Here is an 18,755-nt window from a genome sequence, read left to right as displayed (position 1 = left end):
TAATTCCCCCATTTTACCGATTGATATATTTCGATACTTCTTCATGGCCTGAATCGTCCTCATCCATAAACGGGACAATGGCGCACTGTTCACTGTACTCAGAGGATACTTTCTTGATCCACCCAGCTTCAGCTTTTGCTCTGCCTTTCAGTACTGGATCTGTTGTTTCAGTAGCGTGAAGGCTTTGGTTGATCAGCCACCATCTTGGCACGATGTTTGCACGCTTTAAGTCACTTTGCAGCCGGCCGGCTTCAAGCACAGGTGTTGCCTCTGCCAGCGTAACAATCACGACACCCGTTTCTTTCGGGTTGCGAAGCCGCGGCAGCAGTGTTTTTACACTTTCGGGAATTTCGCCAGTGGAACGGGCCAATTCTTTATGATAAGACTGCGCAGCATCCAGTAAAAGCAATGTGTGGCCTGAAGGCGCTGTGTCGATGACAACAATTTCTTCTTCTGATTTCGCGACCACTTCTGCAAAGGCGCGGAATACGGCAATTTCTTCTGTACATGGAGAATTTAAATCCTCTTTAATATACGCCATTGCCTCTTCATCCAGGTCACTGCTTACATTGGACAGTACTTCTGTCTTATAGGCTTCCACCTCTGCTTTAGGGTCGATTCGGCTGATTGTCAGGTTCTCCTTCGCCTGCCTCCCCTTAAACATATATTCAAGATGTGCCGCAGGATCTGTTGTCGTCAAATGAACTTTATGTCCTTTTCCAATCAACCCGATGGCTAATGCGGAAGCCATTGTGGTTTTTCCTACGCCTCCTTTTCCCATTGTAAAAATGACCCTGGTATTGGAGTTTGAAAAATCTTCAATTATAGCCCCGAGCCCCGGAAGGCTTAGAGTCTGCAGTTGGTTTTCAGTTTCTGCTTCATCGATGATCATTCCTTTGAATAAGTTTCGCAGGCTGTCAAGACCAGTCAGTGAATAGGAAACGAATGGCAGCGAATAAGTGTCAAGCTGACTTAAATCTTCAGGAATACCCTTCAGAGCTCTTTGCTGTCTGGCATGCAAGGAAGAGGAAGCTTTATCTTCTGGAATATGTGATTGCAGCAGTCCATTCATGACAAGCTTCTGGTTGATGATCCCGATCTCTTTTAACTCACGTGACGCACGGCTGGCTTCCAGCAGGGATGATTCATCCGGTCTTGCCACAAGGTAAAGAGTCGTTTGCGATGGATCTGCAAGTGCCTTCATCGTTGTGGAGTAGGCCTGTTTCTTTTCTGATAATCCTGATAAAGGACCCAAGCATGAAGCTCCATGTGTACTTTCCTCAAGAAAACCGCTCCATGCTGTTGGAAGCTGAAGAAGCCTCAATGTATGTCCTGTAGGAGCTGTATCAAAAATAATATGCTCGTAAGACTCGACAAGGGATTTATCACTTAACAAGTTGGTGAATTCATCAAAGGCAGCGATCTCGACGGTACACGCACCTGACATCTGTTCTTCCATTGTTGAAACAACAGAATCCGGCAATTTCCCGCGATACGGTCCGATTACTTTCTCACGATAAGCACGGGCAGCTTCTTCAGGATCCAGATTACAGGCGGACAGGTTAGCCACCCCTGGTATCGGCATCGGTGTGTTGGTCAGTTCCACTTCGAGCACATCCTGAAGATTCGAAGCGGGATCGGTGCTCACTAGCAGGACCGGCTTTCCTTCATCTGCCAATCTTAATGCGGAAGCACAGGCGGTGGAAGTTTTCCCCACCCCGCCTTTACCTGTGAAGAATAAAAATTTTGTGTTGGCAATTGTCCTGGTATCGAATGGTTGAAACAAGAGCGTTCATCCTTTCTAATTCAAATCAAGTTTGAGCTTAGGTTTCTTTTCTGTTAGTTCCTCCGGTTTGATTCCGCACCATTGGGCAAGTTCACTGTTGGAAGGGTATTCTCCGACCTTCACTAATTCGCCGTTAACGAGGATGGCCGGAAGAGAGTCCGGGCCTTTTTCATGAAGCAATTTATTAATTTCCTTGTGTTCCACAAAAGCAGAAGGATCACTGGCAAGGTTGAAACGTTTAATTTCAAAGCCTTTTTTCTCTAAAAGAAATACAGCTGAAGCCATCCTTGTTAATTCCGGGTCAACACTCGGGCCGCAAACACCAGTCGGACAACATAAAGCAGGATCGAAAATATCAATTTTGTTCATCTCTCATGCTCCTTTACAATTAAATAAGCATATGCTTATATGTTATTTTTGAGAAAAGCCAAGAGATAGGTCCCTTGGCTCCTTATTTTATTTTCCAGTTTGTGCAAATGTATGGATGCGCTCGCCAATTTCATCTCTGACGCGCTGGAAGAAAGCCCATTTCTCTTCTTCGCTTCCTTGCGCTTTTGCAGGGTCATCGAAGCCCCAGTGCTCACGTTTAACATGAGGAGGTGTCATAGGGCACTTATCTGCTGCATCTCCACAAAGGGTAACAACTAAATCAGCATTGTTCAAGATTTCAGGATCAATGATATCCGATGTTTGGTTGGAGATATCAATTCCTGCTTCGTTCATTGCTTTTACAGCATTCGGGTTCAAACCATGCGCTTCAATTCCGGCGCTATAGACATTCCAGTCGTCACCTAAGTGTTTTTTAGCCCAGCCTTCAGCCATTTGGCTTCGGCAAGAGTTACCTGTGCATAGGAAGTAGAGTGTTTTTTTGACATGATAATTAGTCTCCTTTTGGTGTAATAGATTTTTTGTGAATTTACAGGTTAAAATTTTTATATAATCAGCAGCCAAATATAAAGGCCGACTAATGTGATGAACAGGGTTGGAATGGTTAAGATGATTCCGGTTTTAAAGTACGTTCCCCAGGAAATTTTCACACCTTTCAGGGACAGTACATGCAGCCAAAGCAGGGTTGCAAGAGAACCGATTGGTGTAATTTTCGGACCAAGATCTGATCCGATGATATTTGCATATATTAAGGCTTCCCGGACGACTCCGCTTGTATCCGTCTCCGCGATAGCGAGTGCATCAATCATAACGGTAGGCATGTTATTCATAACTGAAGAGAGGATGGCCGCGATGAATCCCATACCGATGGTCGCTGCGAACAACCCCTGGTCTGCCGTTACCTGAATGAGGTCTGCCAGGACATTGGTCAAGCCGACATTTCGCAATCCGTAAACAACTACATACATTCCGATAGAGAAGAAAACAATTGCCCATGGTGCTCCTTTCACGACCGTCCTTGTGTCGACGGCTGAACTTCTTCTCGCCATTAGCAGGAAGAAAATCGCGACAATACCTGCTATGAAAGAAACAGGAACTCCGATGAACTCGCTCGCAAAGTAACCGACTAATAGTACCCCCAAAACAATCCATGATAAGTGGAACATCTTGTGATCTTTAATGGCCTCCTGAGGCTTCTTCAATTGCGATAAATCGTAATTGGATGGAATGCTTTTTCTAAAAAATAAGTATAAGACAAGAATACTGGCAAGCAATGAAAACAAGTTCGGAACAATCATCCGTGATGCGAACTCTACAAATCCTATATCGAAAAAGTCCGCTGAAACGATGTTCACCAAGTTACTGACTACAAGCGGAAGCGATGTGGTATCCGCAATGAATCCGCTGGCAATGATGAATGGAAACACCATTTTTTCATTGAAGTTAAGATTCCTTACCATTGCTAATACGATGGGTGTTAAAATCAGGGCCGCTCCGTCATTCGCGAAAAATGCTGCCACCAATGCTCCCAAGATGGAAACATACACGAACATCCTGACTCCGTTTCCTTTTGCAGCTCTGGCCATATGCAGGGCAGCCCACTCAAAGAAACCTATTTCATCCAAAATGAGAGAGATGATGATGATGGCGATGAAAGCCAAAGTGGCATTCCAGACGATGGATGTAACGTCGATGACATCATTAAAATCGACTACTCCCACAATCAGAGCCAGTATAGCTCCTCCGCATGCTGACCACCCAATGGATAACCCTTTGGGCTGCCAGATGACTAAGATAAGGGTGATCAGGAAAATCACCGATGCTAAAATAATCTGCGTCAAGATTCTTCCTCCTTTTTACTCACATGATATTCTCAAACCTTGTTTCTCCAACTCTTTCAATCTGAATCCCTGGTCCGGTAGCTGATCGAGCAGGCTCTGTACCAAAGGATAGAATTCACTGTTCTTGTTCAATGAGTAAACTATCCACTGACCTCTTCGTGATTCACTCACCAATCCAGCATCTTTCAGTTTACGGACATGCTGGCTGATAGCTGGCTGGCTGGTTTTAAAAATCTCCACAAATTCACAAACACAGCAATCATGATGATCAAGGATCTTTACCATCGTCAGTCTTGTTTTATCGCCAAGCAATTTCAAGACAGCAGCAGCTCTTTCTAATTGAATCATGACAGCAGGCATTTCATAACCACCTTCCATGTTAATAATAATCAAATAATGATTTACTTATAAGCTTGGGTGATGTTAGTATTTTTAGTGTCTCAACCAGTAAAGTCATTTATTCGTTTGATACATAACGTTCTGCTTATATAATAATACGCTTATATATTAATTTCAAGGATGGAATTGTAAAGGTTTTGTTAAGAGGCGAGTAACATTAAATTCTTCTTTTAATGTTATCTGTAAATGCTGAGACTCTAAACATTCATGGCTTGTTTTACTTTGGGGACGGATCTTTATACTGCATTGTTTTCAAGAATCTTATTTTTGATGCTGTTAAACACACTTCTATACCCCAGCATGTTTCAGGTTCTGATGATTTGATGCTGTTTAAAGCCCTTTTATACCTCATCATCTTTAGAATCTGAGCATTTGATGCTGTTTAAAGCTCCTTTTTACCTCATCATTTTCTAAACCTAAGCATTTGATGCTGTTTAAAGCCCCTTTTTACCTCATCATTTTTTATAATCGGAGCATTTGATGCTGTTAAAAGCTCCCTTATAACTCATCATCTTGGGAATCTGGTTATTTGATGCTGTTTAAAACTCCTTTTTACCTCATCACCTTCTAAATCTGAGCATTTAATGCTGTTAAACACTCGAAGAAGATTCCCTCAATCCTCCTATACAAGTATAAAATCCTGCCCTATGATCATAAAAAAAGAGGACGAAATCCTAAGCGATTTCGTCCTCTACTTTATTTATGTACTTCCTTGATTCCAGGATTTTATTATAGCTCTGAAAGCTGTTTGTTAAGCTGGGCCAATTCGTTTTCCAGCTGCTCTAATCGCTCTTCTGATTTTTTAGTGTTTCCTCCGACAGAATCCACTTTTTCCATGTCTGCCTGTATCCGGACATAATCAGCCTTTACCTCGCTGATTTTGTATTCCAGCTCTCTTTTTGTCATGACTTTGCAACCCCTTTTATAGATATTGCTTATAGTATAAACAATAGAAAAATACTTTTGCTAGAGATATGGTTTTTGATGAATTTTTCAGCCTGTCAATACGCTCCATTATCCGAAATTAATTGTATTAGGTCTATAATTTTTTCATCGTCGCCGGTGTCAATATAGACAAGCTCGGTATCTTCAACGATTTCTTCATAGAAGCTTTCATCAATATCAGAGTAGTTGCCATCCCAGCGCAAAGGAACTTTATATACGTTGATAGTACCATCACCATTTCCACTATAAGTTACCGAACCGTCGATCAATCGGGAACCTGCTAACTGAATGACATCTTCCGGGTAGCCGATGCTTTTCTCATGGTTAGGGTTCATTGGCGTCCCTGCCGGAATGTGACGGACGTTCAATTCATCGATTTCTTGATGAACACCAAGCTGCAGCCATACACGAGCGTATTCAATTTGTTTACTGGAATAGTTAGATAAAGATTCTCCCTCTTCATTAGTACTCAAATCACTATTTTGGAAATCCTGCATTAACCTTACTGTGAATTCACCATCGTATGACATCCAATTAACCGAATCGACGTGATGCTTGTCATCAGTTAAATCGTCCATGATTTTCGGAGCCATATCCAGCATTGCTTTTGTTCGTTCATCATCAGAAGGTGATACGGTATCGCCATTCTTGAACACTTCATTTATCTCTTGGCCAAATTCCTTGGTATCAGGAAGTATTATTACTGTGTATTCTGTTCTTCCCGTCTCTTCATTGTTCCATATGTCTGTTTTGTAATGCGTATTTTCTATTGCATACTTCTCATTTAAATAGTTATCGACATCAAAATCATTTGTCCCCTTTTCTGTCTCATCTTTTGAAGCACTTGTTTGGGAACTGTTTTCTTCTTCAGGGATACTTGTATCCTTATTATCCGTCCTAGAAGCTGCAGTTTCTGATGCGGGTAATACATTGGATGTTTCTTCATTTTCACCTGTGGAGTTAGAACATGCTGTAGAGATTGCTAGAATTGCTGCTGACATTATTACTAAATAGCTTCTTTTCAAAACGGCACTTCCTTTTCTTTATATGACTATTACTTGAAAATGGGAAATCAAGATCCACTTAATTTACTAGCCTTTTTAATTATATCTTTAATAAAAGGTTCCTTTTGTTTGGTATAAGCAGGCCGATCATTTTTATATAGAGAAGAAAGCTCACTCTTTAGCAGAGCATACTCTTCAGCTGCTCCAGGAAACTTCCTCAGATAATCACGAAACAGTAACTTCTCAACCCACTCACTGCTATTTATCTCACAAATATGCAGGTGGCAGGTGCCTTTGCCCCACAATCCCTTTCTGAAAAAACTTCTGTCGGTTAATTCCGGTTTAGGAACATACTCATAATCGACTTCACTTAAAGGACCGATCAGAGAAGAAACCACATTCAAATCCCTGACTCCTGCCAGGATATCAATGATGGGCTTAGCTTTAAGCCCCCGGACCGAAGTGCTTCCGATATGTTCAATCCCATTAATCTTATTACCACTTACACCCATGATTTGTTTCTTCTCATACTCGAATTGATCTTCCCAATGGGGATTATACTCACTCAGAATTACTACTGGTTTTTCCATGACTTCCCCACCAATCGTAGAATTGATCTCTTTTGATTTGGAAACTTATTCTAATTATTTCAAAACCGTTCAGCAAACTCAAGAGGAAATTTTTTATAAAAAGAAGCTTACCCATTTTGGATAAGCCTAGCTAAACGGAGCTGATCTAAGATTATATTTTCAACAAAACTTTCCCTTCATAATCACGACTCTCAATTAATTTATGCGCCAGCCCAGCATCGCTTAGATTAAATACTTGTGCAATTGGAAGCGAAATTTTATTAGAAGCAAATAGTTCAATCACTTTTTCTGCAACAGGCTTCAATCGTGCTGGATCAAGTTCTCTTGTTGTTCCCAGACTGAATCCTTTAATATTCCTGCAGCTGCTATGTACATCACTTGTTTTGATTGTGCCCACTTTACCACTGCTGTTTCCAAATTGAACAAGGGTGCCGTAAAAGGCTAAGCAGTCTAAACTACTAGTGGTCACGTCTCCGGCAACTGAATCGAATATCACATTTGCACCTTTCTGATCAGTCTCCCTTAATACTTCTTCAGAAAAGGTTTCATAAGTGCAAACAATATCCGCGCCTAATCTCTTAACATAAGATTCTTTTTCCAAATTACCGACAGTCCCTATTATTTTACCAACACCTGCTATGCGGGCTAATTGAATTAACATCGATCCGACACCACCAGCCGCGCTATGTATAACTATGGTGTCCGTTTCCTTCACTTGTCCAACCTCATAAAGAAGAATATACGAGAGGATTGATACGGTAGGCATGGCGGAGGCTTGTTCAAATGACAGACTGTCTGGAATTTTAAAAACTAACTGCTCATGTGCTGCGACATATTCGGCATAAGATCCATTCTTAGGAAAAGCAATTACCCGGTCTCCTACCGAAAAGGCAGAGTCAGGAGATACCTCTTCAACCGTTCCTGCAACATCCAATCCAAGCATTAAAGGAAACTTTCCTTTTCCCTTATTTCCCACACGTTTCTTAATATCTGCATAGTTAACACTTGTATGTGATGCTTTAATTAGCACCTCGTTATGAGCAATGGTTGGTATCTCAACATCCGTGTAAGTAAGGACATCTGCACTGCCAAATTCATTCTGCAAAATAGCTTTCACTCATTTCACCGTCCTTCCTACTCCCTTTTTTCTATTGAATGTCATAATCTGTTTTCAAAATAACACTGACTCTTTAAATAGGGAATCGGTGCTGCATGTTCAGTATTATTTACGCAAAATCTTTTCCATCGCTTTACCCTTAGCTAATTCATCAATCAACTTATCCAGATAGCGAATTTCTCTCATAGTTGGTTCTTCGATATCCTCCACTCGGATACCACATATCACACCTTTAATTAAGGTACGTGAAGAATTCAGTTGGGGAGCTTCTCCAAAGAATGTCTCAAAGTCTGTCTTTTTTTCAGTATTTCAGCTAACTCTTCCTGGCTATACCCTGTCAACCAGCTTATGATTTCATCCACTTCTGCTTTGGTGCGTCCCTTTTTCTCCGCCTTCGCAACATAATGGGGATAGACACTTGCAAAACTGGTAGTATAAATTCGATGTTTTGCCATGATACACCCTCGCTTCTTTAGTTTTCTTTAGTATATCATGACTTTTTCAGAGCCTGAACAAACGTATCCTTAAGACTTTATCATTTACCCTGCCCTTATACTCAAGGATTGCACTTAGAAAAAATAAGAAGGCTCTAATCAAGTAGCTGCTAAGCTTGTTGAAAGCCATACATCGCTACAAACACCAAAAATAACGAAAGAGCTACACTTAAAACATTCACCAAAATAAGACTAATTTTGACCTTGCCTCTCATACCAAGTAAAGCAAAAGTCAATCCCGCCAAACCAAAAATCAAAGGCAAAAAGATGCTTATATTCAAAACAGCTGCGTATAGGTCATTTCCCCATGTCGTCAACCCAGCTATGAGTGGGAAAACAGCCATTAGAAAGAAGACTACTGATAAGACTGAATAATACTGCTCTTTCATTAACAAACCCTCCTCAGTTTAGATTTGTACTTTGGGAAAGTACAAATACTCGGAACTTCAATGACTTCTCCCATACGCCCATCTTTACTTGTTATTGTATCTTTTAATAACAGTGACGATAACTGCAATAATTAAAACAATGACACTATTAATCAGCAAATAATATCCAACTTGCAAACCATAAAATATTGCAAATGGGTCACGAATAGTAAGTAATGCTACAATACCGCCAATTGCCCCAAATACAGCTGCCAGCAGTAATAGAACAAAAGCAGCAGCATATAGACTTTTCTTTTTCTTATAAGAAATAAACGCGATGATGTTTGCCATTACGATAAAGAAAAACATAAGTGCTATAAAGAAACCAGACATTCTAATGCCCCCTATCGCTGATGCAACTTCAATTAGATTTTGGTTTGAAAACCATCCTATTAAAAAAACCTCTAAGTTGAAGGAGCCCCTCCCAACACTTACAGTTAATCTCTGCTGGCTCTTAAGAATATGACGAGTTCCAAATAGTTAATGTTTCAAATTCAACTTATTCAATTTTGAAATTCAATCTCCATTTGCAGGAGGTCTCTTAATACGCTGGCTAGTTCTGGATCATCTTTTGTTACAAGCCAAGCATAACTCTCCTACTCTAGAATATCCCCTGGGACCCATACAGCTAAATCATCCCCTGGGCAGGCTGCTACTAAAAAAACTTCATTTTCAAGAGTGTTATTTTGAACTTCCACTTGCCAGCTCTCAAATTTGTCATGATGACCATTAATGAATAAGACTTCTCCAGATTGAAGAATTAAGTAGAGATGAGGAGTTTCTTGTCCCAACTTAACATCTACAATCTTCTTCAAACGCAGTTCACACAGTATCTTCGCTGATTCCACCCAATCAAGATTAGGTATTTCATTGGACTCTGGATCTGTTTCAGGCATTGATTGAAATACCTTGATACCGCTTTCAATATTTATCGATATTTGTCCATCTATTCTGTGGCTGTTGTTTTCATTTTCAGAAAGAAGAACCCTTAAGCCATGAAATATTACCCCTTCAATTTGTGAACCATTACATAAATAGTTTAAAGTTTTCAAGGCCATATCTCTATTCTCTTTTTCCAATAAGATCACTCCCAAGTGGAATTTCATATTAAATTAAGTGCTTTTTGCGATTTTCTTAATCTATGAAACTGTTCGATTAATAAAGAAAGAGAAAGCCGGAGATCATTTGGCTTTATCCGAGCCTAATGAAATAATATATAAACTACCTATAACCCTTGTATAATCTATAAACATCTGATAAACTCTTCAAAGTATTTTATAAAAAATATATACACTGTATAACCTCAAGAATATGGCTTGGGGGTCTCTACCAGGAACCTTAAACTCCTGATTACAGAAAATGAATTTCTATTCTTTTTCTGTAATCAGGAGTTTTTTATTTTCTGAAATTTGAAGTTTATTGTGAAAGGGCGTTGAATCAAGATGAATTTTAAAGTGTATATACTGGCCTTATCAACTGTTGCGGTTGGATTGGTCGAATTAATCGTAGGCGGAATCCTTCCTACTATCGCAGAAGATTTTAATATTTCATTAAGCAGTGCAGGACAACTGATAACCGTTTTCGCGCTGATTTATGCAGTTGCAGGACCAGGTTTGCTTGTCTTGACTAGCAAAATTGAGCGAAAGAAACTATATCTCATATCTCTGTTTGTTTTCTTTATTGGAAATATTATGACCTATTTCAGTCCGAATTTTACTTTTATGATGACCGCAAGGGTACTGACTGCAATGAGTACAGCCCTCATCGTTGTCCTGTCCTTAACTATCGTTGCTAAAATTGTTACGCCTGCACATCGGGCAAAGGCTTTGGGGCTTATTTATATGGGAATCAGTTCATCCCTTGTGATGGGCGTTCCGCTTGGTATCCTTATTTCGGATACATTCGGCTGGAGAGTGATATTCCTTGGAATTGCGATTTTATCAATCGGATCTTTCATCCTTATTTCAATCTTTTTGGAGCGTGTACCAGGGGAAAGTACCATCCCTCTTTCACAGCAATTAAAAGCAGTGGCCAGCGCCAAAATAGGAAGTGCTCACCTTGCAACTGTATTCTTGCTGGCCGGACACTATACACTTTATGCCTATTTCACTCCATTTTTAGAATCGGAAATGAACTTGAGCTCCGGCTGGATTAGTATTTGTTATTTATTATTTGGGATTGCAGCTGTAAGTGGAGGGGCCTTTGGAGGCATTCTTTCCGATTCGATCGGAGCTCCAAAAAGCATTATCCTTGTGATCAGTGCATTTGCAATCGCCTTATTTATCTTACCATTTTCGACTTTTTCACTGATCGTTTTTATACCTGTCATGATGGTTTGGGCTGCATTAAGCTGGAGCCTGGCACCACCGCAGCAAGCCTACTTGATCAATACAGACCCAGCTACTTCCGATATTCAGCAAAGCTTTAATAATTCAGCTATACAAATAGGGATTTCACTAGGTTCAGGATTCGGCGGCATAGTGCTTAATCAAACCGGAACAGTCACCCATACTGCCTGGTTTGGGGCTGCCATTGTGATTATTTCGTTATTATGCGCAGTATTTTCCCTGACTAGGACATCTATTAATAGAGAAAATACTGTTCCAAATAATTAACAGGAAGCCAATTTATAATAATATCAAGCCATTATCATTCCTATAATCCTATATTCAAAGGTTGGTACAACTTCATTACAACTATAATGAGTGGTACTTTTTAATGCTTGGCGCTGTTGTCTCGATCTTTTTGATAAAGTAATAATGTTTATACAGGGCAAGAGCTAATAACAGTATTTGGACTATCAGGATATCTATATACAAGATAGAAAGAATCACGAAGAAATCCGCAATGACATTTATTCTTATTTTCTCTCTACGAGTCAACCCTTTTTTCTGCAGAAAAGCTAAAACATATTTTTTATATATAGAAGTGTTCCTGAACCAATCGTCAAACCGCTTGGAGCTTCTGGCAAAGCAGAAAGCTGCAAACAAATAAAACGGACCGCCGGGCAATACAGGCAGCACCGTTCCCAGGACCCCGATCGCGAGCGACAGGAAGCCAAGTATCAGAAATAGGATGATTTTAATCTTTTTTATAGTGATCATAGCATTACCTCTATAAGTGAGATTGGACTAAACGTCTGCAAATAGGATATAGACTCTGCCTGATACCCCCTAATACGTACTCTTTATATTTCCAGACTAAGATTCACGAAACCTGCTATTAATAGTACCAGCATTATGGCAAGATATATGTAATTTTTCTTGATAAAAAAGGTAACTATCAAAACTGTAGAAATTAAAAACCAAAAGAGATTATCTGCAGCAGTTGGCAGCAGGTCAAAGAAAAAGAGGTCAATTGCATTCTTTACAAGTAAAACCACTACCAATGCCATCAATATTGAGTCAGTTTTTCTGTTTTCTTTTATCGGCTTTTTTACACCCTTCACGGAATCCCCCCTCTATGGATTATTTTGTCAGTGATTAAAGCAAATGGCCACTTCAGCAGCAGAACAAATAACTGCAAACAAGGTAATTTAATCCCTTTGACTACTGTTATTTAAAAATTTGCTGCTTTGGACTAAGTAATGGAAAATACTCTATCACCTCAATAACTTGGATTACTCTAGAAGAATTATCATAGCTCTACTAAATTTCAGAATTTATTTGGTGTATCCGTTTTTTCAAAAAAAGTAAGATTATTTCTAATCACCTTTAATTACCAAGTTGACCTTCGATTATGTAAAAAACAACAATCGTTGCAAGGATTAAAAACGGCGTTATTCTATATGAAATAAAACCAAAGTATGGTAATATCAAAGCCAAGATTACAACCACTGTAGCCACAATTCGAACACCCATTAGGTCTTTGGAATATCTTATTTTTTGCAAGTCACTCTACTCCTTTCTAGAAAGCATATGCACCTGTTCCTTTAACAGTTATCCAAAGTGATTATGAAAACACCAAACAATAAGAAACATACTCACTATTCCCCAAGCTGCGGCACTCACTATCCACCAAATTATGGATTTAGTTTCTGTTGAATTTTCCTCGTTTTCCGTATTTGCTGTTATAAAAGCAAGTTTCCTTTCCATCCCTTTTTTCATAAAAGTAAGAAAAGCAAATCCGACTATTATGAAAACAATAGTTATCCAGATTAATAAGTCCAGCTTCTATACCCCCTTTTTTGTGCGTGAATTATTTTCCTTTCAATCTTCTAACCTACATAGACTCAAAGGGCGACAGCTTGTTCAGCCAACGCCTCCGTATATGGAATACAGTTATAAAACCATCACGACAAAAAGAAATAATAAATTGCAAACGATAATAAAAATAGAGGAAGAATTATCATTAGTTTTGTTCTAAAACCCTTAAATAACGAACTATTATCCGGTGCATACCAAAGTTCCAAAGAAGAGAAAAATAACAACAAAACAGCAATTAAAACCCCAAACACTATATCCACAATCAATTGCCTCCTCAACTTTAATACTTGCTCCCATTATGGCATTTTTATTTGGGTATATGACGATTAGCAAATGGATAGAGTTTCAATCTTTTACACTAATTCCATTAAACTGCTCCAATAATTGAAGAAGCAGTAGCCTGGGATCAGTTTTGGCTAATCTTTAGCTATGGCACCCCTTAATGAAATAAACCTAAGCTGGGACAGTTCAACACCATCACATTAACTATTTATAAAGATTTAATGCCTATTAAGCCCTTATCTACGGAAGTCTCTATATACCCAATAATTTGTTCCATTGTGAACACTCTTAGTGGCTGTTCAAGTTCGTCGCTGCCATAATCCATATCCCCTATGACATAAGGGATAAATTCTTTTACATCGTTAGAATTTACCTCTTCCGTGTCAATGATTGTCCCACTTTTACTAATTGTTTCACTTAATTCTTGTGTGAATCCATAGTAATCTAATAGTTTCCCATTGAATAATCGAAAATCATTATGGTATCGATTGAATATATCCTCATCTGCCTCCATTCGGTTCTTTAACCAAGGCAGATAAAAGCCTTTCAACCAAATGTCATCAGCGATTAAGTGAGTATAGTATCCCTTTATAAAGTGGGAATCTTTATTAAAGCTATATTTATGTATGAATTCCCTGTAATCAATATATCGGGAATAGTCTTTAACATTCCCTTTGTAAAAATGTGATAAGTCTTTAGGTGAAACTGCATCAGCTGCAATGCCCCCTAAAAGAAATGATGTTTTATCTTTGAGTGACAGTTCATCTGCTATTCTATTTGCTATAACCAGGTGCATGATCCTCGAACCCAATTTAATTTCCCCCTTTTCCCTTTCCTTTTAGGTTCATTAAAGATTGTAAAAGATCCTTTATTTCTATCCAATACTTCTCCAGAAAATGCCCCTTTCATCCAATAACTTCAGCAAAAGAAGCGTTAATCCTTCTTGGATTAACGCCACCTTTATTGAATAACTATCTGCTCAAGATTTTGGATAACCATATACAAAAGAAACCAATTATTATTGCTAAGAATGGCAGATGTATATTCCCTTCGCTAACAGAGAAGCTATAAAGCCAATTATTCCTACTGTGAATATAAACCAACCGGTTATATATATTAAACTTAAACTAAATTCCAATAAATAATTTCAGACCTTTGAAAACAAAACCGAAAACATAAGATGGTCTTTTTATCTATCTTTAGCAGAGACTTTATTATTAAACTCCTTAGAACCATTTTTAGGTATGCTAAGGATAATCCAGTCTGAGTCTTTTATCTGTTTCCCAATATAAAGTATTTGACCGATGTGATTGCTTATGTGAACAATTTCTATCTGAATAGCACCGAGGACACTTATTGGGTTATTTCTTAGTATAACAATTCGCTGTAAGTCATCCTCTTTCAATTTTTTTATTGTCTCCAAAAGTAACTTCCATCCACCATTCCACTGCTCCATAAGGGATTCTCTTGTCGAACAGAGGTCAACGAACTCTTTATCTCTGTCACGAGTGTTTTTTTCACCGTCAGTAGTTAAAAATCCCGACCACCTTGAATTCATATCCCCACTAAGATGTTGAATCAGAATAGCCACATTATTTGATTCACTGCTTGGCTTCCAATGTAATTCTTCGTCAGATAGTTGAGTGAATGCTTCTTCAGCCCTGCTTTTTAATGCTTCTAGCTGTTTTATAACAACACCTAGGTATTCACTTCCGATACTACTCATACAAAAATTCACCCTTCATCCACATAAGATATGTCGCTCTATACAATCGTAATCTGGTTAACTATGGGGTTATTCCCAGGATATTACCTTTTAAATTATTGATGGGGAGTGGTCCGAAGATTGAACTATCAATGCTTCTATAACCGTTATCTCCCAAGACAAACACTTCATTATTAGAGAGCTCAACTTTCCTAATATCCCTAGAGAAATATTCGCGGACACTCTCTTCATCATACGTTGCATTTTGTTCGTCCAAATAAGACAAATATTCATCTTGTGCCATTCCTAAACTTAGAGAAGAACCATAGAAAGCGTCCAGGTTTTTGTTGTTTACAATTACATTACCATCTTTTATCTCAACGGTTTCTCCAGGTAAAGCAATCACTCTAGAAATATTCATTTTATTAGGATTCAATTGCGGATACTTTTCTTTGTCTATGTCAGGGGTTTCAAAATAAATCACATCTCCTCTTTCAATGGAGTTATCTTTGTAATAATCTTCATCTACAACGATATTTCCTTCATATTCGTGATTACCTCTGCTCATTCCGTCCGAAAGATACTCAACTACTGTATGAGACGAAGTGTCTGTTATTTGTTCAATTTTTGCCTTTGTGTTTTCATCCGTGATTGTTCCACTAACAGAATCGTTTTGTTGGCTGCCCACTAGAGGCAGAAAACAAAGTAAACTTACGAATAACCTTTTCATAAATCAACCTCCTCTTAATCTTGTGCTATTCAGCGAACTGTATTTCTCTTGATACTTTGGTAATTAGACGGAAACCCATTCATCAAAGTTTCGAATTATTCAATTAACCTCCCTCTATAAAGAAAGAGATAACTCTTGTTTTCTCGCTTATTCTCAATATTCCTAAGAAATTTAAATAGCTAAGACAGCTGAAGTATGGATAGATGTTGAAAGTAAGGGTAATTTTGGGCATAAAGAGAAAAAGAAAGCTAGTCTACCTAGCCACTTCAATCCAAAAAGTGGATAACTAGTAAAAGTATGGTCGCACTGGTGGATCTCCACATTTCTCATGGAGGTTAACCCTCCCAATTCTCACAGAGTCTATGCTCTAAAATTCCTTCGTCCAACCTTTCCATGAGGTGGATGTCAGTCATGCTGCCCTACAGGGTCTATGCCCGCACATTAATGGTTTTACTGACTAATCCGTGCTTCAAATGTCTATGACTATAATCATTAGAAAAATACTAATAAACAACTGTGAAACATTAAGCTGCTGCCTGCAATGAAGCCAGATGGGGAATGTCTTTCAACATTCTTTCTTCACTAAATTCACATTGCTTTGTGCCAATCGTAAATAAGATTCTAATTAGCTTGTTAAATATGGCAATCATGGACTGCATCTTTTTCAATGGGTTACTCTGTCGAGTAGTAAAATACTGATGTAACGATTTAAAGGCGGCATTCTTGGCGACTAACGGCATAGCTACTCGGAAGAGGAGAGCCCTGAGTGCTTTCCTGCCTCGTTTCGTGATTTTCGTTAGTCCCTTATGCTTTCCGGAAGTATTCTCCTTCAAGCTAAGTCCCGCCAATTTGATGATCTGGCGAGGGTGAGAATAGTTTCTTAGGTCTCCTACTTCCGCATAGAACCCAGCCACTGTTTCCTTACCGATTCCCGTGATCGCTAACATTTGTGGAACTCCAGGGATTTGTTCAAGAAGTTCTTCTATATCTGAATCTAATTCTTCGAACCTTTCGATTACCAATTCATACTTTTCCAGTAAAGTGCGAAGCTCTAATTTAGCCATCTTTGAGCCTTCCCTTATGCCAATTGAGTCTTTGACAGCTCGTTTAAGCTCTTGAATTTTACGGAGTCCAACCGCACGTTTTACAGTCTTTCTAAGGTGAGTCAGAATGTCCTGATCCGATAAAAGTTCCAACTCATGTGGTAATACATTCAGCTTTAATAGTTGTAGTGCTGCTTTCCCTTCCCAATCCTTAAAGACGGTTAGGAATTCGGGGAAATAGCGGTCTAGCCAGTTGTGAACTTGCCCTTGAAGCATCTGAAGATCAACAGACAAAAGGTCGCGTATTTTTCGTGCCACACGAAGTTCTGCATAAACTCCTTGCGGAATTTGCGGTTCAGCGTATCTTCCATCTTTGACTAACTGGGCAATCACTTTGGCATCTTTAACATCATTTTTAGTTGGTGAATTGTCATCCAACTCTTTGGATTTCTTTACATGCATGGGATTCACCACCACAAACTTAATCTCTTTCTCCTTAAGGAAGTGGGCTAAGTTTAACCAGTAATGGCCTGTTGGTTCCATGCCTATAATTAACTTGTCCATCTTATTTTGATCCATCAGCTGCTTGATCCAGCTTAAGAACAGATCGAAGTGAGCGTGTGAGTTTTCAAAGTGACACGGAGTTCCAAACTCCATCCCCCTGAAGTTCTGAGCACGCGCGACATGCTTGAATTTCGCAATGTCTACACCTATAATTAGTGTTTGAGAAGTAATTTGAGCAATCTTTTCATTTTGGTTATAATTCATGTTGAAGGCCTCCTGGTAGATATGATTTTGTCCTTTTTGCTGGCCAGCACAGGACACTCATATCATACCAAGAGGATCTTTTCTTGTTCAAACCCCATTTTTCTTCATAACAGGAATGCTGCCCTTTACTTGAACAAAGGGTGACTTGTATTTAGAAGACGATTAGGCATTTGGTTGGTTACCCATTTGTCCAAGCAATAAAATTATGACCACTACTCCCGCACTAAATAGTGCGATATAAATGGCTACTCCAGCAAGTATATTTTTTTCTGTGCTTTTAATGAAAGCCATAATCCCAAAAACCAAAGATAAAATAATGGACAAGGCGATAAGAGAAAAACCGAAATAGCCGTTTATCCTTATTAGTTCATAAAGCATTGCAAAGAAAAATGGTATTGGTAAAACGCTAAAAATTAAAGACCAGTAGCTTAACCAAGAGAACTTTTTCAATTTTCTCCCCCCCCCTCTTATAGAATTTTTTTATTCAGTTGTCCTTATTGATTAACACTTAAAATTAGACGAATACTCATTCATCATAGTTTCGGTTTATTCATGACAGATAGGTAAGGGTTTGAAGTTATCGCTCCCTTTTCCCCCTGCTAGCACCGTACGTGCGGCTTTCACCGCATACGGCGCCCCAACTAATCCAATTCATTCATTTCTATGTAATTAATAGAAGCACTTTGATTCCAATTTATGATTGAGTCGTTTCCGCAATGTTTTCGGAGTTCATTTACCTTTTGGATTTGTTTTTTATTTAACTCTAGAGTTTTCATTAAATCTTTCATCTTTTCAATATCCTTTAAATGAACCAGGCGGTGGACGATTTCATGCAGCACAATCAAATTTGAGTACGTGTCATCTCTGGAGAGATGATACGGGACTTTATGATGACAGTGCCAATCATGTTTGCCTAGTTCACTACCTGTAACGGCACATTTTCCATATTGGGCAATGAACTTACTTATGCGGTTATCGTTGTACTCAATTGTACGATTAGGAATGAAGTTTTCATGATGTAACTAAGTACG

The 18,755-nt window shown here is 38.9% G+C and carries 22 protein-coding genes, 1 pseudogene and 1 riboswitch; of the genes and pseudogenes, 1 reads left to right on the top strand and 22 read right to left on the bottom strand.

Features of this window, described 5'->3' with window-relative positions; genetic code table 11:
• Window positions 1–13 precede the first annotated feature (13 nt).
• From arsA to B9Z54_RS06035, 13 genes and pseudogenes are all read right to left on the bottom strand, one after another.
• The gene (gene arsA / locus B9Z54_RS06095; RefSeq protein ID WP_113927586.1) at window positions 14–1,786 is read right to left on the bottom strand and encodes an arsenical pump-driving ATPase; all 1,773 of its coding nucleotides are present in this window, start codon (window positions 1,784–1,786) and stop codon (window positions 14–16) included.
• A gap of 15 nt (window positions 1,787–1,801) precedes the next feature.
• Window positions 1,802–2,155 (bottom strand): arsenite efflux transporter metallochaperone ArsD, encoded by a 354-nt coding sequence (gene arsD, locus B9Z54_RS06090; protein ID WP_113927585.1) that lies wholly within the window; start codon window positions 2,153–2,155, stop codon window positions 1,802–1,804.
• Between the two features lie 87 nt (window positions 2,156–2,242).
• Window positions 2,243–2,716: an arsenate reductase (thioredoxin) gene (gene arsC, locus B9Z54_RS06085; RefSeq protein ID WP_113927639.1), complete on the bottom strand. Its 474-nt coding sequence runs from the start codon at window positions 2,714–2,716 to the stop codon at window positions 2,243–2,245.
• A 2-nt stretch (window positions 2,717–2,718) separates the two neighbouring features.
• A complete protein-coding gene (locus tag B9Z54_RS06080) occupies window positions 2,719–4,014 on the bottom strand; it encodes an arsenic transporter (protein ID WP_113927584.1) in 1,296 nt (431 codons plus the stop codon).
• Between the two features lie 15 nt (window positions 4,015–4,029).
• Window positions 4,030–4,374: an ArsR/SmtB family transcription factor gene (locus B9Z54_RS06075; protein WP_113927583.1), complete on the bottom strand. Its 345-nt coding sequence runs from the start codon at window positions 4,372–4,374 to the stop codon at window positions 4,030–4,032.
• A 768-nt stretch (window positions 4,375–5,142) separates the two neighbouring features.
• Window positions 5,143–5,319, bottom strand: coding sequence for an SE1832 family protein (locus B9Z54_RS24705; RefSeq protein WP_162785109.1), 177 nt, complete (start codon window positions 5,317–5,319; stop codon window positions 5,143–5,145).
• Between the two features lie 95 nt (window positions 5,320–5,414).
• Window positions 5,415–6,359: a hypothetical protein gene (locus B9Z54_RS26625; RefSeq protein WP_162785108.1), complete on the bottom strand. Its 945-nt coding sequence runs from the start codon at window positions 6,357–6,359 to the stop codon at window positions 5,415–5,417.
• Window positions 6,360–6,430: 71 nt separating this feature from the next.
• Window positions 6,431–6,952, bottom strand: a complete 522-nt coding sequence (locus B9Z54_RS06060) for a GrpB family protein (protein ID WP_113927580.1) — start codon at window positions 6,950–6,952, stop codon at window positions 6,431–6,433.
• Between the two features lie 151 nt (window positions 6,953–7,103).
• Window positions 7,104–8,069: a quinone oxidoreductase family protein gene (locus B9Z54_RS06055; RefSeq protein ID WP_113927579.1), complete on the bottom strand. Its 966-nt coding sequence runs from the start codon at window positions 8,067–8,069 to the stop codon at window positions 7,104–7,106.
• Window positions 8,070–8,174: 105 nt separating this feature from the next.
• Window positions 8,175–8,524 (bottom strand): annotated as a pseudogene (locus B9Z54_RS06050) (DUF2200 domain-containing protein).
• A gap of 149 nt (window positions 8,525–8,673) precedes the next feature.
• A complete protein-coding gene (locus B9Z54_RS06045; RefSeq protein ID WP_113927578.1) occupies window positions 8,674–8,952 on the bottom strand; it encodes a hypothetical protein in 279 nt (92 codons plus the stop codon).
• Between the two features lie 84 nt (window positions 8,953–9,036).
• Window positions 9,037–9,324 carry a 3-isopropylmalate dehydrogenase gene (locus B9Z54_RS06040; protein WP_113927577.1) on the bottom strand — a complete coding sequence of 96 codons (288 nt, stop codon included), beginning with the start codon at window positions 9,322–9,324 and terminating at the stop codon, window positions 9,037–9,039.
• Between the two features lie 263 nt (window positions 9,325–9,587).
• Entirely contained in the window at window positions 9,588–10,070 is a 483-nt protein-coding gene (locus B9Z54_RS06035) for a hypothetical protein (protein WP_113927576.1), read from the bottom strand.
• Window positions 10,071–10,264: 194 nt separating this feature from the next.
• A riboswitch (purine riboswitch) is annotated at window positions 10,265–10,364 on the top strand.
• Window positions 10,365–10,433: 69 nt separating this feature from the next.
• Here B9Z54_RS06035 and B9Z54_RS06030 point away from each other — a divergent pair.
• Window positions 10,434–11,606: an MFS transporter gene (locus tag B9Z54_RS06030; protein ID WP_113927575.1), complete on the top strand. Its 1,173-nt coding sequence runs from the start codon at window positions 10,434–10,436 to the stop codon at window positions 11,604–11,606.
• A gap of 81 nt (window positions 11,607–11,687) precedes the next feature.
• On the opposite strand, the gene B9Z54_RS06025 is transcribed toward B9Z54_RS06030, so the two are convergent.
• The 9 genes from B9Z54_RS06025 to B9Z54_RS25200 form a co-directional block, all read right to left on the bottom strand.
• Entirely contained in the window at window positions 11,688–12,095 is a 408-nt protein-coding gene (locus B9Z54_RS06025) for a YbaN family protein (protein ID WP_240189819.1), read from the bottom strand.
• An 83-nt stretch (window positions 12,096–12,178) separates the two neighbouring features.
• Entirely contained in the window at window positions 12,179–12,439 is a 261-nt protein-coding gene (locus B9Z54_RS06020) for a hypothetical protein (protein ID WP_113927574.1), read from the bottom strand.
• Between the two features lie 490 nt (window positions 12,440–12,929).
• Window positions 12,930–13,160, bottom strand: a complete 231-nt coding sequence (locus B9Z54_RS25550; RefSeq protein WP_113927573.1) for a hypothetical protein — start codon at window positions 13,158–13,160, stop codon at window positions 12,930–12,932.
• Window positions 13,161–13,686: 526 nt separating this feature from the next.
• Complete coding sequence (locus tag B9Z54_RS06005) at window positions 13,687–14,289, bottom strand: zinc dependent phospholipase C family protein (protein WP_113927571.1); 603 nt, start codon at window positions 14,287–14,289, stop codon at window positions 13,687–13,689.
• Between the two features lie 378 nt (window positions 14,290–14,667).
• Window positions 14,668–15,204, bottom strand: coding sequence for a DUF1572 family protein (locus B9Z54_RS06000; protein WP_113927570.1), 537 nt, complete (start codon window positions 15,202–15,204; stop codon window positions 14,668–14,670).
• Between the two features lie 61 nt (window positions 15,205–15,265).
• Window positions 15,266–15,913 (bottom strand): signal peptidase I, encoded by a 648-nt coding sequence (lepB, locus tag B9Z54_RS05995; protein WP_113927569.1) that lies wholly within the window; start codon window positions 15,911–15,913, stop codon window positions 15,266–15,268.
• Window positions 15,914–16,437: 524 nt separating this feature from the next.
• Window positions 16,438–17,724, bottom strand: a complete 1,287-nt coding sequence (locus tag B9Z54_RS05990) for an IS110 family RNA-guided transposase (RefSeq protein ID WP_113927568.1) — start codon at window positions 17,722–17,724, stop codon at window positions 16,438–16,440.
• Between the two features lie 162 nt (window positions 17,725–17,886).
• Window positions 17,887–18,174: a hypothetical protein gene (locus tag B9Z54_RS05985; RefSeq protein WP_113927567.1), complete on the bottom strand. Its 288-nt coding sequence runs from the start codon at window positions 18,172–18,174 to the stop codon at window positions 17,887–17,889.
• Between the two features lie 191 nt (window positions 18,175–18,365).
• Window positions 18,366–18,569, bottom strand: a complete 204-nt coding sequence (locus B9Z54_RS25200; RefSeq protein WP_205207677.1) for a hypothetical protein — start codon at window positions 18,567–18,569, stop codon at window positions 18,366–18,368.
• Window positions 18,570–18,755: the final 186 nt, after the last annotated feature.

The sequence above is a fragment of the Bacillus sp. P14.5 genome, assembly GCF_003316765.1.
Taxonomy (GTDB): Bacteria; Bacillota; Bacilli; order Bacillales; family Bacillaceae_B; genus Rossellomorea.
Note: the sequence above shows the minus strand (reverse complement) of the source record. Positions and strands in the feature narration are given on the sequence as shown.